The organism is Pontibacter sp. MBLB2868 (genome assembly GCF_051904785.1).
GTDB lineage: Bacteria > Bacteroidota > Bacteroidia > Cytophagales > Hymenobacteraceae > Pontibacter.
This window is the reverse complement of record NZ_CP196710.1, coordinates 4,689,384-4,713,987: the sequence shown is the minus strand read 5'-3', so window position 1 is coordinate 4,713,987 and position 24,604 is coordinate 4,689,384. Positions and strand designations below refer to the sequence as shown.

The 24,604-nt window shown below is 45.1% G+C and carries 21 protein-coding genes; 12 read left to right on the top strand and 9 right to left on the bottom strand.

Annotation, left to right across the window (positions count from 1 at the left end; genetic code table 11):
• Positions 1–133: 133 nt before the first annotated feature.
• Positions 134–2,314 (bottom strand): DNA helicase RecQ, encoded by a 2,181-nt coding sequence (recQ, locus tag ACSX1A_RS20340; RefSeq protein WP_439881467.1) that lies wholly within the window; start codon positions 2,312–2,314, stop codon positions 134–136.
• 66 nt (positions 2,315–2,380) lie between these two features.
• On the opposite strand from recQ, the gene ACSX1A_RS20335 reads away from it, so the two are divergent.
• Both ACSX1A_RS20335 and ACSX1A_RS20330 read left to right on the top strand, forming a co-directional pair.
• Entirely contained in the window at positions 2,381–3,352 is a 972-nt protein-coding gene (locus tag ACSX1A_RS20335) for a KpsF/GutQ family sugar-phosphate isomerase (RefSeq protein ID WP_439881466.1), read from the top strand.
• Between the two features lie 2 nt (positions 3,353–3,354).
• On the top strand, positions 3,355–4,431 hold the full coding sequence (locus ACSX1A_RS20330) for a mannose-1-phosphate guanylyltransferase (RefSeq protein ID WP_439881465.1): 1,077 nt from the start codon (positions 3,355–3,357) through the stop codon (positions 4,429–4,431).
• Positions 4,432–4,522: 91 nt separating this feature from the next.
• Here the strand turns inward: ACSX1A_RS20330 and rlmB are convergent, their stop codons facing one another.
• The 4 genes from rlmB to ACSX1A_RS20310 form a co-directional block, all read right to left on the bottom strand.
• Complete coding sequence (gene rlmB, locus ACSX1A_RS20325) at positions 4,523–5,368, bottom strand: 23S rRNA (guanosine(2251)-2'-O)-methyltransferase RlmB (RefSeq protein WP_439881464.1); 846 nt, start codon at positions 5,366–5,368, stop codon at positions 4,523–4,525.
• Positions 5,341–6,579, bottom strand: coding sequence for a GWxTD domain-containing protein (locus ACSX1A_RS20320; RefSeq protein ID WP_439881463.1), 1,239 nt, complete (start codon positions 6,577–6,579; stop codon positions 5,341–5,343). The genes rlmB and ACSX1A_RS20320 overlap by 28 nt, the downstream gene beginning before the upstream one ends.
• A gap of 91 nt (positions 6,580–6,670) precedes the next feature.
• Complete coding sequence (locus ACSX1A_RS20315; RefSeq protein ID WP_439881462.1) at positions 6,671–9,625, bottom strand: glycosyltransferase family 117 protein; 2,955 nt, start codon at positions 9,623–9,625, stop codon at positions 6,671–6,673.
• 123 nt (positions 9,626–9,748) lie between these two features.
• Positions 9,749–10,351 (bottom strand): T9SS type A sorting domain-containing protein, encoded by a 603-nt coding sequence (locus ACSX1A_RS20310; protein ID WP_439881461.1) that lies wholly within the window; start codon positions 10,349–10,351, stop codon positions 9,749–9,751.
• A 586-nt stretch (positions 10,352–10,937) separates the two neighbouring features.
• Here ACSX1A_RS20310 and ACSX1A_RS20305 point away from each other — a divergent pair.
• Positions 10,938–11,522: a YceI family protein gene (locus tag ACSX1A_RS20305; RefSeq protein WP_439881460.1), complete on the top strand. Its 585-nt coding sequence runs from the start codon at positions 10,938–10,940 to the stop codon at positions 11,520–11,522.
• Here ACSX1A_RS20305 and ACSX1A_RS20300 read toward each other — a convergent pair.
• Positions 11,515–12,264 carry a biotin--[acetyl-CoA-carboxylase] ligase gene (locus tag ACSX1A_RS20300; RefSeq protein ID WP_439881459.1) on the bottom strand — a complete coding sequence of 250 codons (750 nt, stop codon included), beginning with the start codon at positions 12,262–12,264 and terminating at the stop codon, positions 11,515–11,517. The two genes, ACSX1A_RS20305 and ACSX1A_RS20300, sit on opposite strands and share 8 nt — an antisense overlap.
• A 50-nt stretch (positions 12,265–12,314) precedes the next feature.
• Between ACSX1A_RS20300 and rsfS the strand changes: the two genes are divergently transcribed.
• The 5 genes from rsfS (at position 12,315) to ACSX1A_RS20275 (ending at position 17,114) form a co-directional block, all read left to right on the top strand.
• A complete protein-coding gene (rsfS, locus tag ACSX1A_RS20295) occupies positions 12,315–12,689 on the top strand; it encodes a ribosome silencing factor (protein ID WP_439881458.1) in 375 nt (124 codons plus the stop codon).
• 66 nt (positions 12,690–12,755) lie between these two features.
• Positions 12,756–14,879 (top strand): ATP-dependent zinc metalloprotease FtsH, encoded by a 2,124-nt coding sequence (ftsH, locus tag ACSX1A_RS20290; RefSeq protein ID WP_439881457.1) that lies wholly within the window; start codon positions 12,756–12,758, stop codon positions 14,877–14,879.
• A 10-nt stretch (positions 14,880–14,889) separates the two neighbouring features.
• The gene (locus ACSX1A_RS20285) at positions 14,890–15,543 is read left to right on the top strand and encodes a LutC/YkgG family protein (protein WP_439881456.1); all 654 of its coding nucleotides are present in this window, start codon (positions 14,890–14,892) and stop codon (positions 15,541–15,543) included.
• Positions 15,527–16,297 (top strand): UDP-2,3-diacylglucosamine diphosphatase, encoded by a 771-nt coding sequence (locus tag ACSX1A_RS20280; RefSeq protein WP_439881455.1) that lies wholly within the window; start codon positions 15,527–15,529, stop codon positions 16,295–16,297. The genes ACSX1A_RS20285 and ACSX1A_RS20280 overlap by 17 nt, the downstream gene beginning before the upstream one ends.
• Positions 16,287–17,114 (top strand): hypothetical protein, encoded by an 828-nt coding sequence (locus ACSX1A_RS20275; protein WP_439881454.1) that lies wholly within the window; start codon positions 16,287–16,289, stop codon positions 17,112–17,114. The genes ACSX1A_RS20280 and ACSX1A_RS20275 overlap by 11 nt, the downstream gene beginning before the upstream one ends.
• Positions 17,115–17,118: 4 nt before the next feature.
• On the opposite strand, the gene ACSX1A_RS20270 is transcribed toward ACSX1A_RS20275, so the two are convergent.
• Positions 17,119–17,448, bottom strand: coding sequence for a DMT family transporter (locus ACSX1A_RS20270; RefSeq protein WP_439881453.1), 330 nt, complete (start codon positions 17,446–17,448; stop codon positions 17,119–17,121).
• Positions 17,449–17,565: 117 nt separating this feature from the next.
• Between ACSX1A_RS20270 and ACSX1A_RS20265 the strand changes: the two genes are divergently transcribed.
• Positions 17,566–18,357 (top strand): lysostaphin resistance A-like protein, encoded by a 792-nt coding sequence (locus ACSX1A_RS20265; protein WP_439881452.1) that lies wholly within the window; start codon positions 17,566–17,568, stop codon positions 18,355–18,357.
• Between the two features lie 11 nt (positions 18,358–18,368).
• Here the strand turns inward: ACSX1A_RS20265 and ACSX1A_RS20260 are convergent, their stop codons facing one another.
• Positions 18,369–19,238, bottom strand: a complete 870-nt coding sequence (locus ACSX1A_RS20260; protein WP_439881451.1) for a GNAT family N-acetyltransferase — start codon at positions 19,236–19,238, stop codon at positions 18,369–18,371.
• Positions 19,239–19,417: 179 nt separating this feature from the next.
• On the opposite strand from ACSX1A_RS20260, the gene ACSX1A_RS20255 reads away from it, so the two are divergent.
• Complete coding sequence (locus ACSX1A_RS20255; protein WP_439881450.1) at positions 19,418–20,575, top strand: zinc-dependent alcohol dehydrogenase; 1,158 nt, start codon at positions 19,418–19,420, stop codon at positions 20,573–20,575.
• A 212-nt stretch (positions 20,576–20,787) separates the two neighbouring features.
• Here the strand turns inward: ACSX1A_RS20255 and ACSX1A_RS20250 are convergent, their stop codons facing one another.
• Entirely contained in the window at positions 20,788–22,203 is a 1,416-nt protein-coding gene (locus tag ACSX1A_RS20250) for a lipopolysaccharide biosynthesis protein (protein ID WP_439881449.1), read from the bottom strand.
• A gap of 510 nt (positions 22,204–22,713) precedes the next feature.
• Between ACSX1A_RS20250 and ricT the strand changes: the two genes are divergently transcribed.
• Together ricT and ACSX1A_RS20240 are read left to right on the top strand one after the other, a co-directional pair.
• A complete protein-coding gene (gene ricT, locus ACSX1A_RS20245) occupies positions 22,714–24,123 on the top strand; it encodes a regulatory iron-sulfur-containing complex subunit RicT (RefSeq protein WP_439881448.1) in 1,410 nt (469 codons plus the stop codon).
• Positions 24,116–24,598 (top strand): gliding motility lipoprotein GldH, encoded by a 483-nt coding sequence (locus ACSX1A_RS20240; protein WP_439881447.1) that lies wholly within the window; start codon positions 24,116–24,118, stop codon positions 24,596–24,598. Before ricT ends, ACSX1A_RS20240 begins: the two co-directional genes overlap by 8 nt.
• The last annotated feature ends 6 nt before the right edge of the window (positions 24,599–24,604 follow it).

The window sequence follows — 24,604 nt, the reverse complement described above, 5'->3', positions numbered from 1 at the left end:
TTGAATGAAAACTGCTGCCAGCAACAAAGGCTGAACTTATAGTCAAATCTAAAAAGAAATTGTTGGAAGCGTATGGTAAAAGATCCTTTAACCTACACTTCCAACAATTTGACAATTTAGCAAAGTATTAATCTTAGTTAGCGTACTCTGACAGGAATTTAATTCGCATCAAACGCAGGTCTTCTTCTGAATAATCATCAGTGCCTAACTCCCTCAGCGCTTCGCTAATGTTATCGGTGCTGGCATTCATGAAGTAATCATATATCTCCTCCTGCCGCTCATCATCCAGGATACTATTGATGTAGTAATTCAGGTTGAGCTTTGTGCCTGAGTAGCAAATATGCTCTATCTCTTCGATCAGTTCCTGCATGGTAAGCAACTTTGAAGAGGCAATCTCCTCCAACTCCACTTTTTTATCGATCTGCTGAATAATGTAGATTTTGATCTTCGACTTGTTAACCGTAGTCTTCACAACCACATCAGCAGCTGTCACGATATCATTCTCATCTACATACTTGGTAATAAGATCCAGGAACGGCTTACCAAATTTCTGCACCTTGCCCATTCCTACACCCGCAATGTGGGCAAGGTCTTCTTTTGTTGTAGGGTAAACTGTAGCCATCTCTTTTAAAGACGGATCCTGGAACAGGACGTAAGGCGGCAAGTTTTTCTCCTTCGCCAGTTTTTTGCGCAGACTTTTCAGAAGGTCAAACAACACTTCATCATGTCCTGCAGAAGCCTGGTTTTCCTCTTTCTCCTCGTCCTCTTTTACCTCCTGCTCGTAGTTATGGTCTTTTGTAAGTTGGATAGGATGTGGTTTGGCTATAAAGTCACGCCCTTTCTGGGTTAGCTTCACTACACCAAAATTTTCTATATCCTTCTCCAGGTACTCAGAAAGCAAGACCTGGCGCAGCACCGAACTCCAGAATTGTGCATCGTGCTCCTTGCCTGCACCAAATACATCCAGCTTATCATGGTCGTAGCTGGTAACATATTGGTTTCTAAGGCCTGTAAGCACAGCTGTGATATGATCTATCCCAAAACGGCTTCCTGTCTGCTCTACTGTTCTAAGTGCCATCTGCACCTCTTTCTCAGCCTCAAAACGCTCTTTGGGGTGAAGGCAGTTATCGCAGAAGCCACAATCTTTCTCGTAAGCTTCTCCGAAGTAATGGAGCAGCTGCTTCCGGCGGCAAACTGCCGAATCAGCATAAGCGGCCATTTCCTGAAGCAGCAGCTTAGAGTTATCACGCTCTGTTACCGGCTTATCTTTATTGAATTTCTCCAGCTTAACTATATCATCATAGCTATAGTACATTACGCAGTTACCCTCCAGGCCATCACGACCCGCACGGCCAGTCTCCTGGTAATATCCTTCAATTGATTTCGGAGTATCGTAGTGTATCACGAAGCGCACATCAGGCTTATCGATACCCATACCGAAAGCAATGGTAGCTACAATAACGTCTGCGTCTTCGTTGAGGAAGGCATCCTGGTTGGCCATGCGTATGCTTGAATCCAGACCCGCGTGGTATGGCAGAGCCTTTACATCGTTTACCTTCAGCAACTCCGCTATCTCTTCTACTTTTTTGCGGCTCAGGCAGTAAACGATACCGCTCTTGCCTTTATTTTTCTTTACATATTGGATTAGCTGCTTCTTGGTGTTGTGCTTTGGCCGTATCTCGTAGTATAAATTGGTACGGTTAAACGAAGATTTGAATACCGAAGCCTCGTCCATCTGCAGGTTCCGCTGTATATCAAGCTGCACTTTAGGTGTAGCTGTGGCAGTAAGTGCAATAATAGGCAAGTTGCCTATCTGATCAATAATGCCACGTATGCGGCGGTACTCCGGTCGGAAATCGTGTCCCCATTCCGATATACAGTGCGCCTCGTCTATGGCAACAAAAGAGATATTTGAACTGCGCAGAAATTCAACGGTTTCCTCTTTCGTAAGTGACTCCGGTGCCACATACAAAAGCTTGACTTCTCCAGCGAGTGTTTCTTTTTTTACCTTGTTTATCTCAGACTTGGATAAAGTAGAGTTCAGGAAGTGAGCGTTAACGCCAAAAGCGTTCAGCTGGTCCACCTGATTTTTCATAAGGGCAATCAGCGGCGAAATAACGATAGCTGTGCCTGGTAAAGATAAAGCAGGAAGCTGGTAACACAACGACTTGCCGGCGCCAGTTGGCATAATCACAAAGGTATTCTTGCCGTTAATAATGTTATTTATTATCAACTCCTGATTTCCTCTAAATTGACTATACCCAAAAACTTCCTTTAATTTGTTCTTGAGATTTACCTCTTGTTGTACTGACATGTAATCTTGCAGAAAATTTAATCTAATTGCACGTACCTTTGCAGGGTACCTTTATACAAATTTACTTTGAATCTTATTAATAATATAGCCCTTACAGCAAAAAAAGTATTGCAAGCCGAAGCCGAAGCAATCGCCAGACTGGCAGATTTTATCGACGAAGGTTTTGAAAATTGTGTCGAAGCAATACTTCACATAAAAGGGCGAGTGGTAGTAACAGGAATTGGCAAAAGTGCCAACATAGCCACCAAGATCGTTGCCACTCTTAACTCTACGGGAACTCCGGCTATTTTTATGCATGCCGCAGATGCCATTCACGGCGATCTTGGTATGATACAACCGGAAGATTTTGTTATCTGTATTTCTAAAAGTGGAAACACTCCTGAAATAAAGGTACTGGTTCCGTTACTAAAACGCAAGGGCTCCCAACTTGCAGCATTAGTCTCTAGCACAGACTCTTACCTGGCACAAAGCGCTGATTTTGTACTCAATGCAAACGTTGAGCGTGAGGCCTGCCCACACAACCTTGCCCCTACCACCAGTACTACTGCCGCACTTGCCCTGGGCGATGCCCTGGCTGTGAGCTTACTGGAAGCACGCGGTTTCAGCAGCTCTGATTTCGCGCGCCTGCACCCGGGTGGCTCCTTAGGTAAAAGGCTTTACCTGAAGGTAAGCGATATTTACCCTCAGAACCAGACACCTAACGTTAATGCAAACGCTTCGTTAAAGGAGATTATTATTGAGATTTCGTCAAAGCGCCTCGGAGCAACGGCTGTTGTTAAAGACGACACCAAAGAGTTGATCGGCATTATTACCGATGGTGACCTGCGCCGGATGCTAAACAAATACGATAATACGGAAAACATTACAGCCAGCGACATCATGACTCCTTCACCCCTAACTCTGGAGCCGGAACAGTATGCAGCTGAAGCACTGGCAATCATGCAGGAAAAAAGCATTACACAGTTAATTGTAACTAAATCTGGTAACTTTGAAGGGTTTGTGCACCTGCACGATCTTCTAAAAGAAGGACTTATATAATAATGGATAAAAACACTTATGTGGTGATAATGGCTGGCGGCATCGGAAGCCGTTTCTGGCCATTCAGCCGTACAAATTACCCTAAGCAGTTTCACGATGTGTTGGGGATAGGCGAAAGTATGCTGCAAATGACAGCTAAGCGCTTTGAAAATATTTGTCCACCCGAAAATATCTACGTTGTAACCAACAAGGATTATGAGGCGCTTGTAAAAGAGCAACTGCCTTTTTTAAGTGATAACCAGATCCTGCTAGAGCCTATTGGCCGCAATACAGCCCCCTGCATTGCCTATGCGTCTTATAAAATCGCTAAGATCAACCCCGATGCAAACCTGGTAGTTACGCCATCAGACCATGTGGTGCTAAAGCAGGAAGTGTTCACCGACGTGATAAAAGAAGCAGTAGCAGCAGCCGACAAAGATGAAATTCTGATAACCCTTGGAATTACTCCAAGCCGCCCTGATACAGGGTATGGTTATATTCAGTATCTGAACGATGAGTCGCAGGCGATAAAGAAAGTGAAAACCTTTACGGAGAAACCAAACCTGGAACTGGCTATGATGTTCCTGGAAAGTGGTGACTTTGTGTGGAACTCAGGTATTTTTATCTGGAACGTAAAGAGCATACTCAGCGCTTTCCGTCAGCAATTACCAGAAATTTCGGAGATATTTGAAGAAGGAGCTACAGCTCTTAACACTGATACCGAGCAAAATTTTATCACCAGAGCCTACTCTCAGTGCCGTAACGTATCCATAGATTATGGCATTATGGAGAAGGTGGATAATGTATTTGTGTTACTGGCCGATATTGGCTGGTCTGACCTTGGCACCTGGAACTCTCTATACACTATTAACGAGAAGGATGATAATGGCAACGTGGTTGACGGACAGGTAATGCTATACGACACCAAGGACTGCATCATCAAAACCCCTAAAGAGCGCCTGGTAGTAGTACAAGGACTCGAAGACTACATTATTGCGGAGTACAATAACGTGCTGATGATCTGCAAGAAAAGTGAGGAGCAGAAGGTGAAGGAGTTTATGGCCGATGCTAAATCAAAAAAAGGAGCTGAGTATATATAATACTTAAGTATATCCTACATAGCAAAAGGGCCGGAAGTAAAATTTACTTCCGGCCCTTTTCTATAATATACCGTCGTAAGATGCCTGGCTTCTAATTCGCTGCTGTGTTAGTACTGGTGAAGCTTCCTTCTTTCAGACGTTGGCTCATGGCTTCGTAAAGTATGATACCTGTTGCTACCGACACATTTAACGAGCCTATCTGCCCCATTAAAGGAATGCGCAGGCGAACGTCAGCACGTTTGATGTACTCAGGAGAGATACCATCTTCCTCACTACCCATGATGATGGCAGTAGGCCCGACAAAATCAACGGCAAAGTCAGTTAGATTATGCTCTGTCTTTTCTGTACAGGCTACAATCTGCACTCCGTAATCCTTCAGGTAATCAAGTGTATCCTTTAAATTTGGCTCACGGCAAACCGGCACCAGGTTAAGTGCTCCCGCAGAAGTTTTCATAGCATCCGCATTGATCTGAGCTCCGCCGCGGCTTGGAATAACGATGGCATCAACCCCCATACATTCAGCATTACGGGCAATAGAACCAAAGTTACGCACGTCTGTAATCCTGTCCAGGATCAGCAAAAGCGGGCTTTTACCCTGTTCAAACAGGGAGGTCACTATCTCATCAAGCGGAGAGTAAGTGATAGGGGAAATAAAAGCAACGGCCCCCTGGTGGTTTTTGCGCGTTAGCTTGTTTAGTTTTTCGATAGGTACCGTTGCCACCGGCACATCGTGCCGTTTAGCCTCGGACATTATTTCATCAGTAGTAGGATTTTTGGCTCCTCTCTGCAGAAATATCTTTTCCAGTGTTTTCCCGGCCATCATCGCTTCCAAAATAGGGCGTGAACCGAAAATCATCTCTAATTTATCTTCCTTTGGTGCTCTCGGGCTGCCGCCGTAACGGCTACCACCTATATTTCTGTTATTCCTGCTCTCCATTTTGCGACTGTGCTGTACCAGCTATCTTCGTACTCACGAAGTCGTACCAGTTCATAGTGATTTTCTGTAAAGTTATTCTCTTTTTTATTAAAAACGAACTTAACATAGGGGCTGGTCTCTGACTCACGGTAGATCCAGGTAATTGTTTTACCTACATTGCTTACATTACTGGGCCGGCCATAAATGATATAGATCATGCCACGGTCAGTTGTCCAGCCGGGCTTATGGGAGGTAAATAGCTTGTTTGCCGTCTCCACACGGCCATAATAGGTTCGGATAAGGTCGCGCGCAGCAGCTTTACTGCCTCCTACTTTTAACCAGAAATCATCCACTGCCTCTTTGGCATTCCTGGCATTAAAAAGTTTCTCCCGCTCCGACGATGTAGTGACATAAATTAATGGCTGCAGCAACTCTTGCGCCATGGTAACCTGTGGGAAGGCCCACTTTTGTACCAGCACCCCCCTCGAGAAGTCTGATGCAGGATTAAATAAGTAGAGTCCTTCTTTTTGAAATAATGCTGTATCTCCGGCAGCAAAGTAAAAAGTACTATCAGCGGTCAGCGTTCTGGGCTGCGCTTCCTGCCGTTCAGACATAGGGGGCAGCGCCGGAGAAAATTCAGTTTTAAAATACTGAACCTCCAGTTGTTTTGTACTGTCACTGTGCTGCTGCACAACAAGCTTCTCTGATGTGTTTACATATTCGTTGAACAGGGGGTGTCCTGTATTTGCCTTCACCAGCAGGTACTGCTTTTCCAGCATACCGGGCTCAAGCGGAATGGTAAATCTTACAGCCATGCGCTCTTGCCCTACCAGTGCATGCCAAAGCCGGAGATGCAGCACATTAGGCTCCCGAACGAATTGCGCAGGTATAGAGAAACTCATTTGGAGCTGGCCCTCTACATCTGACAGCTTTCGGTGTGGCTTTATAAGTGAATCGCCTGCCAACACCTGTGTTCTCTCGTCTAAACCTGGTCTCACAAAATACTCCATAGCAGTGGCAGACTGCAGCACATCCATCACCCCTTGCTCATCTTCAAACTTGATCAAAAAGTGTAGGCTGTCATTGTTCTCATAAAAATTATACTTCATAGAAATCTCCGGTGCAACAGCACGCACAACGACAGGCTGGAGCCTGGAAACTCCGGGGCTTCCGCAAGCGGAGACAAGTAATAGCATTAAAAGGGCGGCAAGAGGTGTATGGAGTCGCATCATCTACAGCATGGTTGTCTATAAGTACAAAGAACAAAAGCCGAGTCGCTTATAGGCGGCTCGGCTTTTATTACTGTTGATCCCAGTATTTTGTTTAACGGCGCATGCGCTGCAGGTACTGCATAAACTGTTGCTGCAGTTGTTCTGCACGCTTTTGCATGCCCAGTTCTTCGGCAGCACTTACAAGCTGCTGCAGTATGATCATGTTTGTCTGTATCTCTGTATCAAACAAAGCGCCTTTTTCGAAGTAGTAATCAAGTGCTTTTGTTGATTTCTTGGCCATAGATTCCAGCACCTCTTTTGCCTTAGCCTCTTCTCCTACTGCTGAGAGCATCGGGATGAACTGCGGTGTGTAGTAATCGTAAGGCACGGCAGCCTCAGGAAATACCTTAAAGCTACGGTCTATCACCTCTTTGGCACGGGCAATGTTTCCATCTTCCAGATAAGCCATTGCCAATTTGGCAAACTTGTCACGGGCATTTGCCGAGAAGCGGTAATAATTCTCGTCGTAGAAAATATCCGGGTTGTCAAAGTTACGGAAGCTGAACTTGTTCATCAGGTTATCATACATCACTTCCTTGTTAACATACCCCTGCTGGTTTTCATCAGCAGTCCTTACAGGTACTACCCTGTAAGCTAATCCATCTAACTCGAAGTAATTGGACAAGCCGATGAAATCTGCACTGTTTACAGTGGTTGAGAAGTAAATTGGGCGTTTCCAATTGTTTGTAGCCAACAGGTCCAGCATCACGAGGTGCTTTTTCTCTAATATGGACTTATTAATTGTCCACTGCATACGATTTACGATCTCATCCTCTTTGTATTCAGGTACAATGTTCATAGAGTCAACTTTCTGCTTATCTATGTTCAGCGAGAAATTCTTAGTAGGGAAGGTAAGTAGCGTTGTGCCCTGGCCATACTGTACCTGCAAAGCAGGATGGTTTTCCTTTACCAGCTCAATGAACTGCTTCAGGTCTATGCCGGCAGCTACCTGCGGACGCTCTACATAAGGTAGATAGTCATTCGTGCCCTGGCGGTAGTTTTCAGGCCCTAGTGTCAGTGGCCATGGTGCAGACTTATAAGAACGCTGCATCATCTGGTCAATATACCAGTCTGTGTTCAGGTAGCTCAATACCGCCACCCGTACATCCGTACGGTAGCCTTCTACCTCCTGTGCATACCACAGCGGGAAGGTGTCGTTATCGCCATTCGTAAATAAAATGCCATTTGGCGCTACTGAATCCAGTAAGTTTTTAGCAGAATCAACGGACTGGTAGCGGTCTGAACGATCATGGTCATCCCAGCCTTCTGCAGCCATAATACCCGGCACAGCCAGACCTATTAAGGTAGCTACTGCAGCTCGGGGTGTTGCACTTTTCAGCACCTTCCCTAGCAAATCTCCTAAGCCGACTACTCCAAGCCCGATCCAGATACTAAACGCGTAGAACGAACCCGCAAAGGTGTAGTCCCGCTCCCGGGGCTCAACAGGCGGCTGGTTCAGATAGAGTGCAATGGCTATACCCGTAAAAAAGAAGAGCAGGCCAATTACAAAGGCATTCTTTTCATCTTTCCTTATTTGGTAGATCAATCCCAGTATACCAATCAAGAGCGGCAGCAGGTAGAAGGTATTACGGGCTTCACTATTTAGGACACGATCTGGCGCGTTCGGATCATTTTTACCAAACCAAAGTACGCCGGCATTCTGCACATCACTTTCACGACCCACAAAATTCCATAGGAAGTAGCGCCAGTACATATGGCCCAGTTGGTAACGCATCAGGAAACTCAGGTTCTGGCCAAATGTAGGCGCTTGCCCCTCCTTCAGGTCAATCCATTTTTTATACTCTTCAATGTGCTGCGGCTGATCGCTGTAAACTCTTGGGAGCAGCGTCTTATCTTTGCTATCGTACACTGGCTCTACTTTACGGCCGGTTTCGATGTAGCGATCTTTTCCTTTTACATAACGTGGGGCACCCTGCTCCTGGTCAACAGGCTGGGCATTGTACTGGGGTCCGTAAAGCAAAGGACGGTCTCCGTACTGCTCACGCTTCAGGTAGGCTACGAATGTAAGGATATCGTCCGGGTCATTTTCATCAATTGTTGGTTCATAAGATGATCGTATCGGGATCATCATGTACGAAGAGTAACCGATCAGTACAAATATAAAGCTAAGAATGGCTGTATTCAGTACGCGCTTGTTGTGCCTGATAGAGTACTGCAGGCCAATTACAATGGCGATGATCAGTAAGATCACAAATGTGATTACCCCTGATCCAAATGGTAAGCCAAGTGTATTTACAAAAAACACTTCGAAACCGCCAGCCACTGATGGCAGGCCAGGGATCACACCCCAGAGGATGGTAACAACGATCACGGCACTAACGGCAAAAGCAACTACGCCCCCCCAGAAGGATGGCTTATAAAGCCTGAAGTAATAGATAAACGCCAAAGCCGGTATGGTTACCAGGTTTAGTAAGTGAGCTCCGATGGATAAGCCAACCAGGTAAGCGATCAGGACCAGCCATTTATCGGAATGTGCCTCTCCTACCTTTGCCTCCCAACGCAACATAGCCCAGAAAACAATAGCGGTAAAGAAAGACGACATGGCATACACCTCTGCTTCTTCCGCTGAGAACCAGGCAGAATCGGAGAAAGTATAAGCCAATGCCCCTACAGCACCACTGCCCATGATCAGGAGAATATTACCTTTTGTTGGCATAGCTCCTTCTTTGATCAGGAGCTTTTTAGCAAGTATGGTAATAGTCCAGAAAAGGAATAGCACTGTAAAGGAGCTACATAACGCCGAAAGCAGGTTTACCCACCAGGCTACCTGTGTAGGATCACTGGCAAACATAGAGAAGATACGCCCTACAAGAAGGTAAAAGGGAGCTCCCGGAGGATGTGGAACAAGTAGTTTATAGGAGGTGGCAATAAATTCGCCAGCGTCCCAGAAGCTGGCAGTTGGCTCCAGCGTTAAAACATAAACTGTAGTCGCGATAAGAAACACGACCCAGCCAACGAGGTTATTTATCTTACGATAATCCGTCATAGCTATAGTTGATTCAGCCCCGAAAATACAAAATAATGTAACGCGGCTATAAAGTTTTTAGCTTTTAAAATCAAAAAGCCGGCTTTAGGGCCGGCTTTTAATATTTGATATAGCTTATTGCTATTATTTCTGCAGTACCAGACGCTTAGTCTCTACTGTTTTATCGTTTACGAGCAGGCTATAAAAGTATATTCCTGATGGTAAACTAGTCATGTTCAGTTCAACTTCCAGCTTCTCCGCAGGCATCAGCTCGTTCACGTATAAAACTTTGCCAATCGTGTTCGAGATGCGAATTTTATAATTCTCATTAGCACCTGGCAGGTTAAGCCAAAGTTTAGTAATGCCTCTGGAAGGGTTTGGATAAGCATTGATTGATGGCAAAACTTTAATACTGCGTACCGGTGCAATAGCAGCCATACTCACAGTATTGTTTACAAACATGCTCTTGGTCGTTTTCCCTTCTGTTACCTGGAACACCTGGCTAACTGCCGATGCATAAATTTTAGAGCAGGCGTGTTCTTCCTCGCTTCGCACAAATGCCGGGCGTGCGTTTTGCGCTGACACATTCAACTGCGTGCCCTTTTCCTGGATTAACTTCCATGAAGTAGTGCCGCCCTTGTACACAGGTGCCACTCCTGCAACTATACTATCTGCATTGGCTGCAAAGCCGAGCAGATGAGTGCTTATCAGGGTGGCTATAAAAAACAGTTTAGTAAAATTCTTCATAATGCTTGGTATCGGTTTAAGCTCTTACTTATACTTTGACCTTAAGAGTCAAATATACTTTAAAAAGCCAGAAGTTTAAATATAATTTTCAAAATATTTATGAACAGAGGAAATCCCGTCCTATATCCGCTTTTCAAGAATAAATCAAAAACAGTGCCTACTATTAAAACAGATCAAAAGAAAAGCAGCTACCAGTACATCACCTCTCGCCGGCCCCAAAGTTAAGAACTATAAATCATTAAATGTCAATTTCTAAGCGCTCCTTGCCTGCCGTGTCTTGAAAAACTCCGGGAGGGTGTTTTCGATAAAACCTAACATAGCACACACTTGAAAAGGCATGTCCGTAATAAGTACAAAAATCAAAACTGCTCTAATGCCTTCTACCTAAGTCACAGTGCAAATTTTTTACTTTTCTCATAAGTTAATTTCGTTTCGGATCACTGCAAAAAGCAACAATTACAGGAAGCAAAATAACTTTTTGAGGATTCTAACATAGGATGAGCACTAACGCTTCTTTTTCTATTCAGGAGCCGCAACCATATCCCCTGCATCAAGTTAATTATAGTATATTAATGCCACAAGAATTATGAAACCGCTCTATATACTGTTGCTAGCCTTTCTGCTTTGTACTGAGGTTAGTATGGCGCAGCAAGACAATTTTCAGGGCACTGGCCAGGTTACTTTTTCTGCCGGCGCCCCATTTGATCTGATCAAAGGAACATCATCTGAAATAACAGGCAAAATAGACCTGGCAACAGGAAAGTTATACTTTGAGATACCTATTAGCACTTTCCAGTTTGCGAACTCAATGATGCAGGAACGTTTCAATGACAAATACATGGAGAGCAGCCGCTATTCAAAGGCTACCTTTACCGGTAAACTGCTGAATTTAACTCCCGATGAAAAACAGGAGGTAACGGCACACGGCATACTTACCGTACATGGTGTCTCTAAAAAAAGGAGCATTAAAGGGGTGCTGATCAAAAAAGGAAATAGAATGATCCTTCAATCCGCTTTTATTGTCAGCACAAAGGCACATCATATCGATCCTCCAAAACTAACGAATGCTTATATGGCAGATGATATTGATGTAAAACTCGACATGCTGCTGTTACCTGATCACCCTGGGGCAGGTGCCGTATCGCTCAACCAAAGGCGACGCTCTAAATAACGTATGCTATCTCTTTAAAAGCAAAATACCTCAACTCCTTTTCGATCTCTACGGCCAGGCGACCATCTTCTGCCACGCCTAAAATCTGCCCTCTTACCTGTTTGCTGTCAATTAAAAAATCGTGCTCCTCCTGGTAACGGTACAGCGCCTGCAGGTACTCATACTTCAGTTTTGCAGTTTTACCGCTGCGAAGTTCCAGGTAACGTTTCTCCAGCAGTTCCAGTAGCCGCATCGTAACTTTTTCCGGGTTAAGGGTGTAACCCAATACTTTTGCCATTGAGGTTGCCGTTGTATAACCAAACACAAGCTGGTTCACATTTAAACCAATCCCTACAATACTGTGTTGTAGAGTAAGGCTATTAATTGCATTTTCTATTAAAATCCCACCAAGTTTCTTATCTTGAAAATATAAATCGTTGGGCCACTTAACCTGTGCTTGGTTTAAGCCAGACTCGTGTAACAGATCCAGCACTGCCAACGACACAACCATATTGAGGTAAAACTGGTGTTTGACAGCTAGAAACTTTGGTGCGAGTACAACAGATAGTGTGATATTTTTGCCTGGCTCTGCCTCCCAGGCATTACCACGCTGTCCGCGGCCAGCAGTTTGTTGTGCCGTTATTACCGTACAGCCCTCTGTGGCTTCATTTTTGATAAGAAGCTGCTGAGCCTCAGAATTCGTGGAAGTGCAGACTGGCAGAAAAATTAGCTGCTGGCCCACAAAGAGCGTATTAGGCAACATACTTTAACCTAGAATTTAATACTTTTGTACATCAAATTTAAGTATAGCAGATGAAAGAAACCAAGGGTGAGGCTAATTCAGACATATTGGCAGAACTTGTAGTAAAAGGGATGCAAGAGAAAAAAGCCTCCGATATTGTAATAATTAACCTTAAATCACTTAAAAACGCTGTCTCTGATTACTTCGTAATAGCGTCAGCCAGCTCAGACACCCAACTAGACGCGATTGCCACTTCTGTGGAAGAGGAAGTTTTCAAGGCCATCAGACAAAATCCGTGGCAAAGCGAAGGGCGCATCAATAAAGAATGGGTGCTGTTGGATTATGTAGACGTAGTGGCACATATATTTTTAAAGGATAAACGTGAGTTCTATGCACTGGAAGAGCTTTGGGGCGATGCCAGTATCAAGCACGTAGACTCTGTCTAACTCATTTGGCCGTAGCTAAACATTTAGCAAAAGCCAATGTTTCCAATTAACTGAAACACAACATCAATGGCAGAAAAGAACAAAGGCAATAACAAAAGAAAGAAGCCGATCATCCCGAACACACCACCCCGCCCAACTATGCAGTTGTGGATGCTGGCAGTGTTGATTCTGCTGATCTTCGGACTTACTTATCTTAACAAAAGCAATTCTTCGGTAGAAACTACACAGCAAGATTTCGAAGAAATGCTGCTTAGCGGCGATGTAAAAAAACTAAACATCGTTAACGGCAAAACTGTAGAAGTATTCCTGAAAGAGGAAGCGCTTAACAACGACAAATACAAGCAGGAACTTGATAACCGTGGCCTGGTAACCGTGGACTCTGGTCCGCAATACCACTTTCAGGTTATTTCAGCCGAGTCTTTTAAAGAAGACTTGGAGAAACTGCAGGAAAACGTTCCTAAGGATCAACAGATCGGCTATAACCTGGTTGACAGAACCGGTTTCGGCGATTTCTTCCTGCAGTGGGGCTTCCTGATCTTACTTGTATTTGGTTTCTGGTTCCTGATGCGCCGGGTAACATCTGGTGGCGCCGGTGGCCAGATATTTAACATTGGTAAATCTAAAGCAGCTTTGTTTGATGCTGAAAACAAGGTGAAGATCACATTTAAAGATGTGGCAGGCCTTGAAGAAGCAAAGGAAGAAGTACAAGAGATCGTTGAGTTCCTGAAGAACCCTTCTAAGTTCACCGTACTTGGTGGTAAAATACCGAAAGGCGCTTTACTGGTAGGCCCTCCGGGAACAGGTAAAACATTGTTGGCAAAGGCTGTGGCAGGTGAGGCAGATGTGCCTTTCTTCTCACTTTCCGGTTCCGACTTTGTGGAGATGTTCGTTGGAGTGGGAGCTGCACGTGTGCGTGACCTCTTTAAGCAGGCAAAAGCCAAAGCACCATGTATCATCTTTATCGATGAGATCGATGCAATTGGTCGTCACCGTAGCCGTGGTGCCACGCCGGGTGGTAACGATGAGCGTGAAAACACGTTGAACTCCCTGCTTGTGGAGATGGACGGTTTCGCAACTGACTCAGGTGTGATCATACTTGCAGCCACTAACCGACCTGACACCCTGGACTCTGCCTTGCTACGCCCTGGCCGTTTCGACCGCCAGATCAGCATTGACAAGCCAGACATTAATGGCCGTACTGAGATCTTTAATGTACACCTGAAGCCGTTAACGCTGGCTGCGGATGTGGACGCAAAGAAATTGGCTGCCCAGACACCAGGCTTTGCCGGTGCTGAAATTGCAAACGTTTGTAACGAAGCTGCTCTTATTGCCGCTCGTCGTAATAAAAAGGCTGTAGAGCTACAGGACTTTAATGATGCGGTTGACCGTGTGATTGGTGGTCTGGAGAAAAAGAACAAGATCATCTCTCCTGAAGAGAAGAAAATTGTTGCTTACCATGAAGCTGGCCATGCTATCGCAGGCTGGTTCCTGGAGCACGCCGATCCGTTGGTTAAGGTAAGTATTGTTCCACGTGGCGTAGCTGCGTTAGGTTATGCTCAGTACCTGCCAAAAGAGCAGTTCCTGTATACAACAGAGCAGTTGATCGATGAAATGTGTATGGCCCTTGGTGGTCGTGCCGCAGAAGAGATCGTTTTTGGTAAAATATCAACTGGTGCACTAAGTGACCTGGAGCGAATTACTAAAATGGCTTACAGCATTGTAACCATGTATGGTATGAATGCTAAAATAGGTAACGTGTCCTTCTACGATTCCAAGCAAACTGACATGGCCTTTAACAAGCCATACTCAGAGGCTACTGCCGAGACAATAGACGAAGAAGTACGCCAGATCATTGACTCTGCGTACCAGCGCACTAAAGGTCTGCTAAAAGATAAGCTGCAGGAGCTTGAAATTGTTGCACGGGAGTTACTGGAGAAGGAGATCCTATTCCAGAGTGACCTGGAGCGATTAGTTGGAAAGCGTCCTTTTGAGGCTCTTACTACTTACCAGGCCCATACTGCCGGCACAGATCGTAGCCAGACAAAAAGCGAAGTTGAGCAAGAGCACCCTTTAGAGGACGAAGGCTTAACAGAGCATCCTGAGCAGGAAACAGGCAGCGTACCCGGCACACCGCTGGAAAACGGGAACACGCCAGCCGAACAAGATAATGTAAACTCACGAACAGCTTGATAGAACAGGCATGTACGAAGCAAAATCAAAAGAAATAGTATTAAGAAGAGTAAGAGAGGCGCTGGCTAAGTCGGCGCCTTTTCTGCCTCCTACCCCAGACTTTACGTCACCTCTGCACAGTGTAGTACCTACCGAAGACATGTCGGTCGTTTTTGCGGAAAATTTTATCCGGAACGCCGGTGTTTTTGTTTACTGCGATAATGAGGAGGACTTTTTTGATCAGCTTTTTATCTATAAGAAAGAGCAAAACCTGCAACACTTATATGTGTGGGAGCCTAACCTGCAAAATGCACTGCACCATGCAGGTATAGAATACGCTGCTGATCAGGACAATTTTGTACGCGATGCGGAAGCGAGTTTAACAACCTGCGAGTCCTTAATTACCCGTACAGGCAGTATTCTGGTTAGTTCTGCCAACGCTGGCGGACGCCGGTTAAGCATTTACCCTGCCACGCACATTGTTGTTGCAAAGGCCAGCCAGCTAGTATCCGATATAAAAGATGGGCTGCAGCGTATCCGTGATAAATACAAGGATAACTTCCCTTCTATGGTATCGATGGTAAGTGGCCCAAGCCGCACTGCCGACATTGAAAAAACATTAGTAATGGGGGCCCATGGCCCTAAACAGCTCGTACTATTCCTGATTGATGACATTCCGCATTAACGAACTGGAGCCGGGGAAAAAAGTATATTTCGCTTCCGATTTTCATTTAGGAGTACCCGACGCTAAGACTAGTAAAGAGAGAGAAAAAAAGATTGTACGATGGCTGGAAATGGCGCGGCAGGATGCTGCTGCCATTTTGCTTTTAGGTGATATCTTTGATTTCTGGTTTGAGTACAAACATGCCATTCCCAAAGGTTTTGCCAGGCTACAGGGTAAGCTTGCCGAACTGACAGACTCAGGCATTCCTGTTCTCTTTTTCACGGGCAACCACGACATGTGGATGTTTGACTACTTTACCGAGGAGCTAAACATCCCTATACTTCGCGACCCGATCTCTACCCACATCGGTGCCAAAACTTTTTACATTGGGCACGGCGACGGTCTTGGCCCCGGCGACCATACTTACAAACTCCTTAAAAAGGTGTTTAATAATAAGGCATGCCAGTGGCTGTTTGCCCGGCTACATCCTAATCTGGGTATTGGTGTAGCAAATTCATGGTCCAGGAGAAGCCGTATCAGCAATGTAAAAAAAGATGAGTCTTTTTTAGGAGATGATGAGTGGCTGGTGCAGTACTGCAATGATGTACAGGACAAGCAGCACCATGATTATTATATTTTTGGCCACCGGCACCTCCCCCTTGATTTACCTATCGGAGATAAAAGCCGCTATATAAATCTGGGAGAATGGGTTAATTTTTGCACTTATGGTGTGTATGACGGAAAGAACTTTGAGCTTAAGCCTTTTGAAGGCTAAAAGTTACTTATTTGTACTTCTGCTTGCCCTGCTCAGTACATCGGTTCAGGCGCAGGACACACTTTTAGTGCCGCAGCTAGCCTACAGCCACAGTGTAGCTATCAATTCTCCCGGCACTGTTTCCAAAGACCGGAATGGCAACATTTACTTTCTAGGCCCCAACAGAAACCTGCTCCGCCTCGATCCGCTGGGCCGGCCTTTGGGGAACTACTCCCCGCCTACACGTGGCCGCATCAGTGGCATTGATGCCTGGAACCCGATGAAGATCCTGCTTTTTTACCAGGACAGGCAAGAGCTGCTGCTGCTCGACAGATTTTTACGCCCCATTGTAAGCACTAACCTGACAGACCTGAACTATCAGGGAACTGCCAAAGTAGCATCATTGGCATCAGATGATAATTTCTGGCTATTTGATGAAACGAACCTCACATTAAGCAAACTGGATCTTCAACTCAGAAAGACAACCATAGAAACACCTCTCAACCTTATACTAGATAAGGAGCGGTTCAATGTAAAACTGCTACGGGAGTATCAGAATATGGTATACCTGCTGGATGCTAATGGCATTTTCGTGTTCGACAACCTGGGTAATTACAAAAAGAAAATCCCCGTGGCCGGCCTTAACTTCATTGGTTTTCTAGATAATGACATATACTATGTAAAGGACAATAAACTTCATTTTCTTAACCTTTATACATCAGAAAAGAAGATTTACTGGCTACCGGAGCAAAAGCAGATAATATCAGGGATTGTAAGTGAAGGGCTTTTGTATTTATTTACTCCTAAAACGGCAGAAGTTTATTCGTGGCAGAAATAAGCATTTACTTCACTCCGGAAAATACTTTCAACCCAACTACGCCTGTGATGATCAATAGCAGGCAAATAATACGAATCAAATCGCGGGGCTCATCTAAAAAAACGATGCCTAGTATAGCGGTTCCTGCCGCACCAATACCAGTCCAGATACCATAAGCTGTACCCAGTGGCAACTGTTTCATTGCCTGCGACAACAGCACAAAACTCAATATCATCACTACAACAGTTACCACGCTTACGCCTGGCTTCGTAAATCCTTCGCTGTACTTTAAGCCAAATGCCCAACCAATTTCACATAACCCTGCTAAGATCAGGTACACCCAAGCTGTATTCATATGTCCGAATTAAATCCTGGGCAAAGGTACATACTTCTCTGTTAAAGAATTAGCCTGCCAACTGGCTAAAATCATATGAAGAAGCTATATTTACGAGCGTTCTCTGTATCTAAAACTATGGCTATCAACACTCCTTATGCCCGCACAAGCGCCTTAAGTATTGCAGCAGGCTTTGCTATTCTACTTGCAGTTTATCACTTCCACGAGTTTTTCCAGTCTTTAACTGTTTCCGGCATTACCTTGCTCACCTTTCTGGTTATAAGTCATTTTGTTGCCCGGGCACAGCACCTGGAGGGAATCAAGAGCTGGGGATTGTCTTTGAGCCGAAACTGGTGGGTTAAACTATTGCTGGGGCTTGCACTTGGAGTTTTATTTGTTGGCTTATCTACAGCGGCCTCCCTTCATCTGGGTTATGAAAAAATCACAGCTGTACCTACTTTCAGCACTTTTATTCGGGGCATATGGTGGATACTTTTCATGATATTCTGGCCCTCCCTTGCCGAGGATATCCTGACGCGCGGCTACCTGTTCAGGCATCTGGGCAAGCGTATGCCGGCTTATACCTGGGTAATTTTTTCTGCCACAGTTTATGTACTCAACCATATCTGGCGCCTATCAGACCACCCTGCTGTTCTGACTTATTTATTCATTCTTGGCCTTGTATTAGCTACTGCCATTCAACTTACTAAATCGCTGTGGCTTACATTGGGTATCCATTGGGCGGCAAACATAGTGTATTATTTTTCAGTGAACATGCTGTCCATAGAGTCTGTAGCCGATGCAAACCATCAAAGTACCTGGGTACTTGCAGCAGCCTACCTGCTCCTGTTTTTGGTAATGCTTGCAGCCGCGGCCTTTTTAAAAAATCAGACAAAACAAGTAACCGATAAGCTTACTGACTTTGCATAAGCGAACTTTAATCAGCTTAGAGGCATCAGCATTTCGTATTGACTCAGGAAAAGCTGGAAATGGCGCCGTTTTATAAATGCGCTGAAGCCAGTTGCAACTGTGTCAACATTGATCAGTAGCAGGTGAGTAGTCTCCGTCAGTTTTACTGCTTCACGTAATAAAGCTGAACCTATACCACTGCCTCGGTGTCTGTTATCCACAGCAAATTGTACAATGCTTCCCGACTTAGGGTAAAAGATGATATAACCGACAGGTGTTTCTCCCTCGGTCCAGGCTTCCAGAATTATAACATCCTTCAGGGTACGTTTTACGGCATTTACCGAGTTCTGCCATGTCGGCATCATGTCCCACCACTCTTGATAGGCACCCCAAGCAGGTTTACCCGCTTTTGCAATACGTAGCGTTTCAGGGGCCGGCGCTTGTAGCAAAAGATCATTTTTCAGAGCCCGGAAACAATCCAGGGAACGGGTAATGGCAAGGCCAACATGCTGATAACTTTTAAGCGCTGGTGTATTTTCTTGGATCACTTCTAATAAACACTGCTCAATACTACATTCCTTCAGCTTCTGAATCAGGTAGTCATACAGCTTCTGAGTCAGTTTCTGATTTCTATATGCAGGAATTACGCCTGTGCCTGCGTTATAAGCTGTAGGTTTTCCTTTCCACTCACCTAATCCGGTTATAATAAACCCGACCATTTTTGGCCCATCAAAAGCTACCACACAAAACGCAGGTTCAACTCCTTCCCGTTTCCGCTTTACCGCAAACTGCTCAGCACTTAGTTTAATTGGTACCAGGTAATCAGCAAAGGCTTCCAGAAATGTCTGCCTTAAAACAGGCATATCCTGCTCTTTTAAAGTAGTTAGTCTAAGTGGATTCATTGTTCACATTAAAGGCTTTAAAACGCTACGCTTAAAAGTATAAAAGTTCTACCATGTTATTACGGGTATTCCTCCCAAAGTACTCTCTCTATATATAACTCCTTACAAATAAACCCGTTAATAACTTTTATTCCAAAGGCTATTAAAAAAGCCAGAACTAATCCAATTTATAATAAGCTATGAAAGCACTAGTATTTCACAAAATAAACGACGTTAGCGTTGACACTGTTGATGACCCTCGCATAGAAGATCCGCGTGATGCTGTTATCCGAGTAACCTCTACCGCAATCTGCGGTTCTGACCTGCACATTTTAGATGGCTTTATCCCACAGATGAAAGATATGGTTGTAGGCCATGAATTTATGGGTATAGTCGAAGAAGTGGGACCTGCTGTAAAAAACCTGAAGGTAGGTGATCGTGTGGTTGTTCCTTTCCCGATTGCCTGCGGAACCTGCTACTTCTGTAACCACGACTGGCCTACACAATGTGAGAACTCCAATAAGAATTATGGTCCGGACGGAGCCTTTTTGTCACAGAAAGGGGCTGCCTTATTTGGTTACACCGACCTATATGGCGGCTATAGAGGTGGCCAGGCGGAATATGTAAGAGTACCCTACGCTGATTACGGCCCACGTATTGTGCCTGATGAACTCACAGATGAGCAGGTGCTCTTTTTAACTGACATTTTCCCGACAGGATGGGCAGCTGCCGATTGGGGCAAGATAAAGGGCGGTGAAACAGTTGCCATTTTCGGTGCCGGACCGGTAGGCATAATGGCTGCAAAATCTGCCTGGCTGATGGGTGCAGGCAGAGTTGTTAACGTGGATGTACAACAATACCGCCTGGACATGGTTAAAAAAGCAGCCAACTCCGAAACCATACTTTGGAAAGACCAGGACCAGGTAGTAGAAGAGATCCGGGGCATGACAGAAGGCCGTGGCGCTGATGTATGTATCGATGCCGTAGGTATGGAAGCAGACCGCAGCTTTTTAGATAAGGCAAAAGCTGTTATAAATATGGAAAAAGGTACACCAAAAGTTCTGGAAACCTGTTTAAGAGCCGTAAGGCGTGTTGGTATTGTAAGTGTAGTGGGTGTTTATGGCTCCGCTTTCGATAACTTCCCAATATACAGGTGGTTCGATAAAGGGATCACAATTATGGGCACCCAGGCTCCGGTGCATACGTACATCGATCACCTGATGAAGCTGGTGCAGGAGGGTAAGGTTACGTTACATGACATCATTACGCATACTTTACCACTCGAACAGGCACCCTATGGGTATGAGATCTTCAAAAACAAAAAAGACAATTGTGTGAAGGTAGTCCTGAAGCCGTAAGAAAAAAGTATACTTTGTGAATAAGGGCGTTATCCGTTACTTTGGATAACGCCCTTATTTTTTTTGTAAAAGCATGGAGTGGTTTGTATGGCCAGTAGCTTTCCTGAAGGATGCCGGATAAAGAATTTTAAAAGAATATCACACTCCCACACGGTTAACACTCCACATAAAAACAAGACTAACGGTCATTTGTATTCTGCACTGCAGAATACTTAATGCAGTAACTTATTGTATTTCAAAAATACAAGTATTCCCACTCCTCCTGTCATTACACTTAAAGCTGCTTTTATAAAGTAGTTGGCCTCTACCAGAAAATACGCTGCAAGCAATGCCAATATGGTAAGCGGAAGCCATAGCCAAGGGTAGTAATTCACCTTCGATACCTGCTTGTATTCTTTAAGCAGATAACCAGAGTAACCCATATACATGAGTGCGGCAAAAGTTGTAAAAGCAGCCGCTTGAATACCGAATATGGGTACAAAGAGCAGGTTCAGCAGCACGTTCCCGACACCCGCCACAGTCGAAATTTTCCAGAGCACCTTTGTAAACTCACGGTATACCAACTGATTTGTGGCCCCTAAATACATTGGCTTGTAGTTATAACCCATCAGTATAATAATGGCCAGCGGGTATGCCTTGCGCAGTTCCTCATTCCGGATCAGGAGTATAAAGATTTCCTTTAACCACAAACAGAGCAGAAACGTGATAACCAGAAAAAGTGCCTGTAATGCAAAAGTCAGATCCCGCGCTTTGCGGTCACTCTGGGGGTTGCCGGCCTGCCCCAGGTATTGCATGTAGAACGGGGAAGCCGCCTGAACAATGGAGTTTGAAGCAGCCATAAAGTATAAACCGAAGCTAGATGCGATGTTATACAAACCGATGCGCTGTACCGGCACCCGTAGCACATCCATTACAAGCTTGTCCGAAGAGTCCAGCAGAAAGAAGGAAAAGTGATGCGGTATAATGGGTAGTGCCACCCGCAGCGACTGTTTAATACGCCACCACCTGAAATTAAAGATCGGCCACATCCTCTCCCGCTGGTAAAAAGGGTAAGCATAAAGTATAAATCCCACAATGCTACCGAAGAAGTTGGCGTAGAACCACCCCATATACCCCATCTTTAAGTAAGCGATGGTAAAAATATTTAGCCCGACAGTTGTTAATCCTACTGCAAAAGACCGAAGCGCCACCGGGAAAGGCCGCTGTGACAGCTGGTACAGAAACATTGCCTGAAACTCAGTAACCCCCAGAAACATTACCGGCAGCACCTGCAACAAAATGATCAGCCAACGATGCTCAACAGCTTCGGCAGGTATCGCCCACCATAAAACTGCTGCCAGAAAGAAGCCAAAAACCACAGACCAGACAGAAAGGAAACCATGCAGTTGCCTCCAGACCCATTTATACCTGGTAGGATGCTTCGCAAAGCTGTTTACCATTACCACTGATAGCCCCAACGACTGAACCGCATTCAGTGCTACAACATAGGCAGTTACGACGCCTGCTACGCCATAATCCAGGGTGCTAAGGTACTGGGTTATGACAGGCAACGTAAGTATACCTGCCAATCGGGGCACTTGTGCCGCTAACCCATATATTGCCGCATGTGACAGTAACTTCCGAAGCATCTCCTAAAATTATACTTTAATTTTTACCCTCACCTCAATCAATTCTATTTTTCGTAACTTGAGAGTTGACGATGCTTTGCAAGAGGCTGCGGCACCAAAAATGAATAACTGTCGTTAGCAACATTGTACTTTTAGGAGCTGCAAAAGCAAAAGCCTAAAAAATTAGTATATTTGTTACTTACAGCCTGCTTAAATTTCGCCCTCGCAGGCGAAGCTTGCATGTAAATGGATCTGACAAGACACCTTTTACCCACTTGGTTATACCTTAAAAGACTAAAGGGAAAGAGTTGTTTCTTAAGATCATTTGTACTGCAAAGGAAAGCTTTTTAAGCAAGCGCTTAACTAAATTGAAAACAAGAATAGCCCCGTGCTAAATAAGGAGATATAAAAGTGGGATGTAGTTCATGTTCTAGTGGCGGATGTGGCACCAGCGTTGGTGGCTGCAAAAGCAACGGCGGGTGCAGCACAGGAGGCTGCAATCGTTTAAATGTGTTTGATTGGCTCAGTGATATGGATTTACCTGTATCGTTTGAGGAGTTTGATATTGTAGAAATAAGATTCAAGGGAGGTCGCAAAGACTTTTTCCGGAATGTAAGTAGAATTGACCTCACAACTGGCGACCCTGTAGTTGTAGATGTGCCTAATGGCCATCATATTGGCTATGTATCACTGAAAGGAGAACTTGTTCGCCTGCAGATGATGAAAAAGAAGGTGGATAATAACGAAGAGATCCGTACCATCTACCGCATAGCTAATGAGAAGGACATGGAAAAGTTTCAGGAAGTACGCGACCTGGAGGGCAGCACCATGTACCGTGCCCGCGAGATAATTCAGCAGCTGGGCCTCAGAATGAAACTCTCGGATGTAGAGTACCAGGCAGATAAAACAAAGGCTACTTTTTATTACTCCGCCGACGATCGTGTTGATTTCCGTGACCTGATCAGGAAGCTGGCAGAGGAATTTAAAATACGTATCGAGATGCGCCAGATCAGCCTTCGGCATGAAGCAGGCCGCTTAGGTGGCATCGGCTCATGTGGTCGTGAACTGTGCTGCTCTACCTGGCTCACCGATTTTAAGAGTGTTTCGACTACTGCAGCGCGTTACCAGAACCTTTCGCTTAACCCTAGTAAGCTTTCCGGCCAGTGCGGGCGACTTAAATGTTGCCTTAACTATGAGTTGGAAACTTACATGGATGCCCTGAAGGACATCCCTACCGTAAACCGCCCGCTGCACACGCAACAGGGCGATGCTATTCTGCAAAAGACAGACATCTTTAAAAGGATGATGTGGTTTGGATACAAAGGAGATAATAACTGGTATGCCGTTCCGGTGGAGCGTGTTCAGGAAATTCTGGAGCAAAATGCAAAAGGTGTTGCCGTAGATTCCTTGCTGCTGGTACCACAGGAAGAACCAAAGCAGAATGAATTTGTGGCTCAGGTTGAGGGTAGCCTGGAGCGCCTGGATGATAAGTTCAAAAACAAAAAGAAGAAAAAGAAGAAAAAGAAAAAGCCCGTAGCAGGTGTACAGCCAGAACGTGCCGAAGCTCCAAAGCAAGCACAAGCAAGGCCAGAGCGCAGGCCTGAGGCTACGGAAGAGAAAAGCGGGGAACAAGGAACAAAGCCACGCAGACAAAAACCATTTAAAAATAAGAACAAAGGTAGAGAAGAGCGGGAAAACAGACCTCCTCGCGAGCAGCGTGAGCCAAGAGAAGTACGTGAGAGCAGGCCGCCACGAGATAACAGGGAGCAGCGTGAAGAAAGAGCACCCCGACCTCCTAAAGCTGCCAGACCCGAAGGACAGGCACCTGCTCAGGACAACACAGGTAACCCGGAGCAAAAGCAGCAGAAGAAAAGATCGAGAAAGCCTTTTAGGGGTAAAAAACCTGATCAGGGAAACAAACCACCGCAGAACAATGCATAAAGTAATAGGTATGTGGGCAGTAGCTTTACTACTGCTCTTTTCTGGCTGCGATCAGGCAAGGCTTTATGAGCAAAACATTGAACTTCCGGAAGGCAACTGGTATATAGAGAATGTACCTGCATTTGAGTTTGAGATTCAGGACACAACAGAAACGTATGATATCTTCTTCAATGTGCGCTACAACCTGCAGTACGACTACTATAACCTATACCTGCGTCACCAGCTGATCGGGCCGGACAGCGTTCAGCTGTCTTCCAAGTTACATGAGATGCTGCTGATGGACGCCAAAACCGGTAAGCCCTTAGGCAAAGGCTCAAGTGATATTTATGACCTGCAGGCACTGGCAATTAATAATGTAAAATTTAAAAAGCCAGGCAAGTATAAACTGAAGCTCACCCAGTATATGCGCCGCGATCCGTTACCTGACATCTTAGCTGTAGGGGTACGGGTTGCCAAAGACAAGGCAACAAAGTAGCCCTCA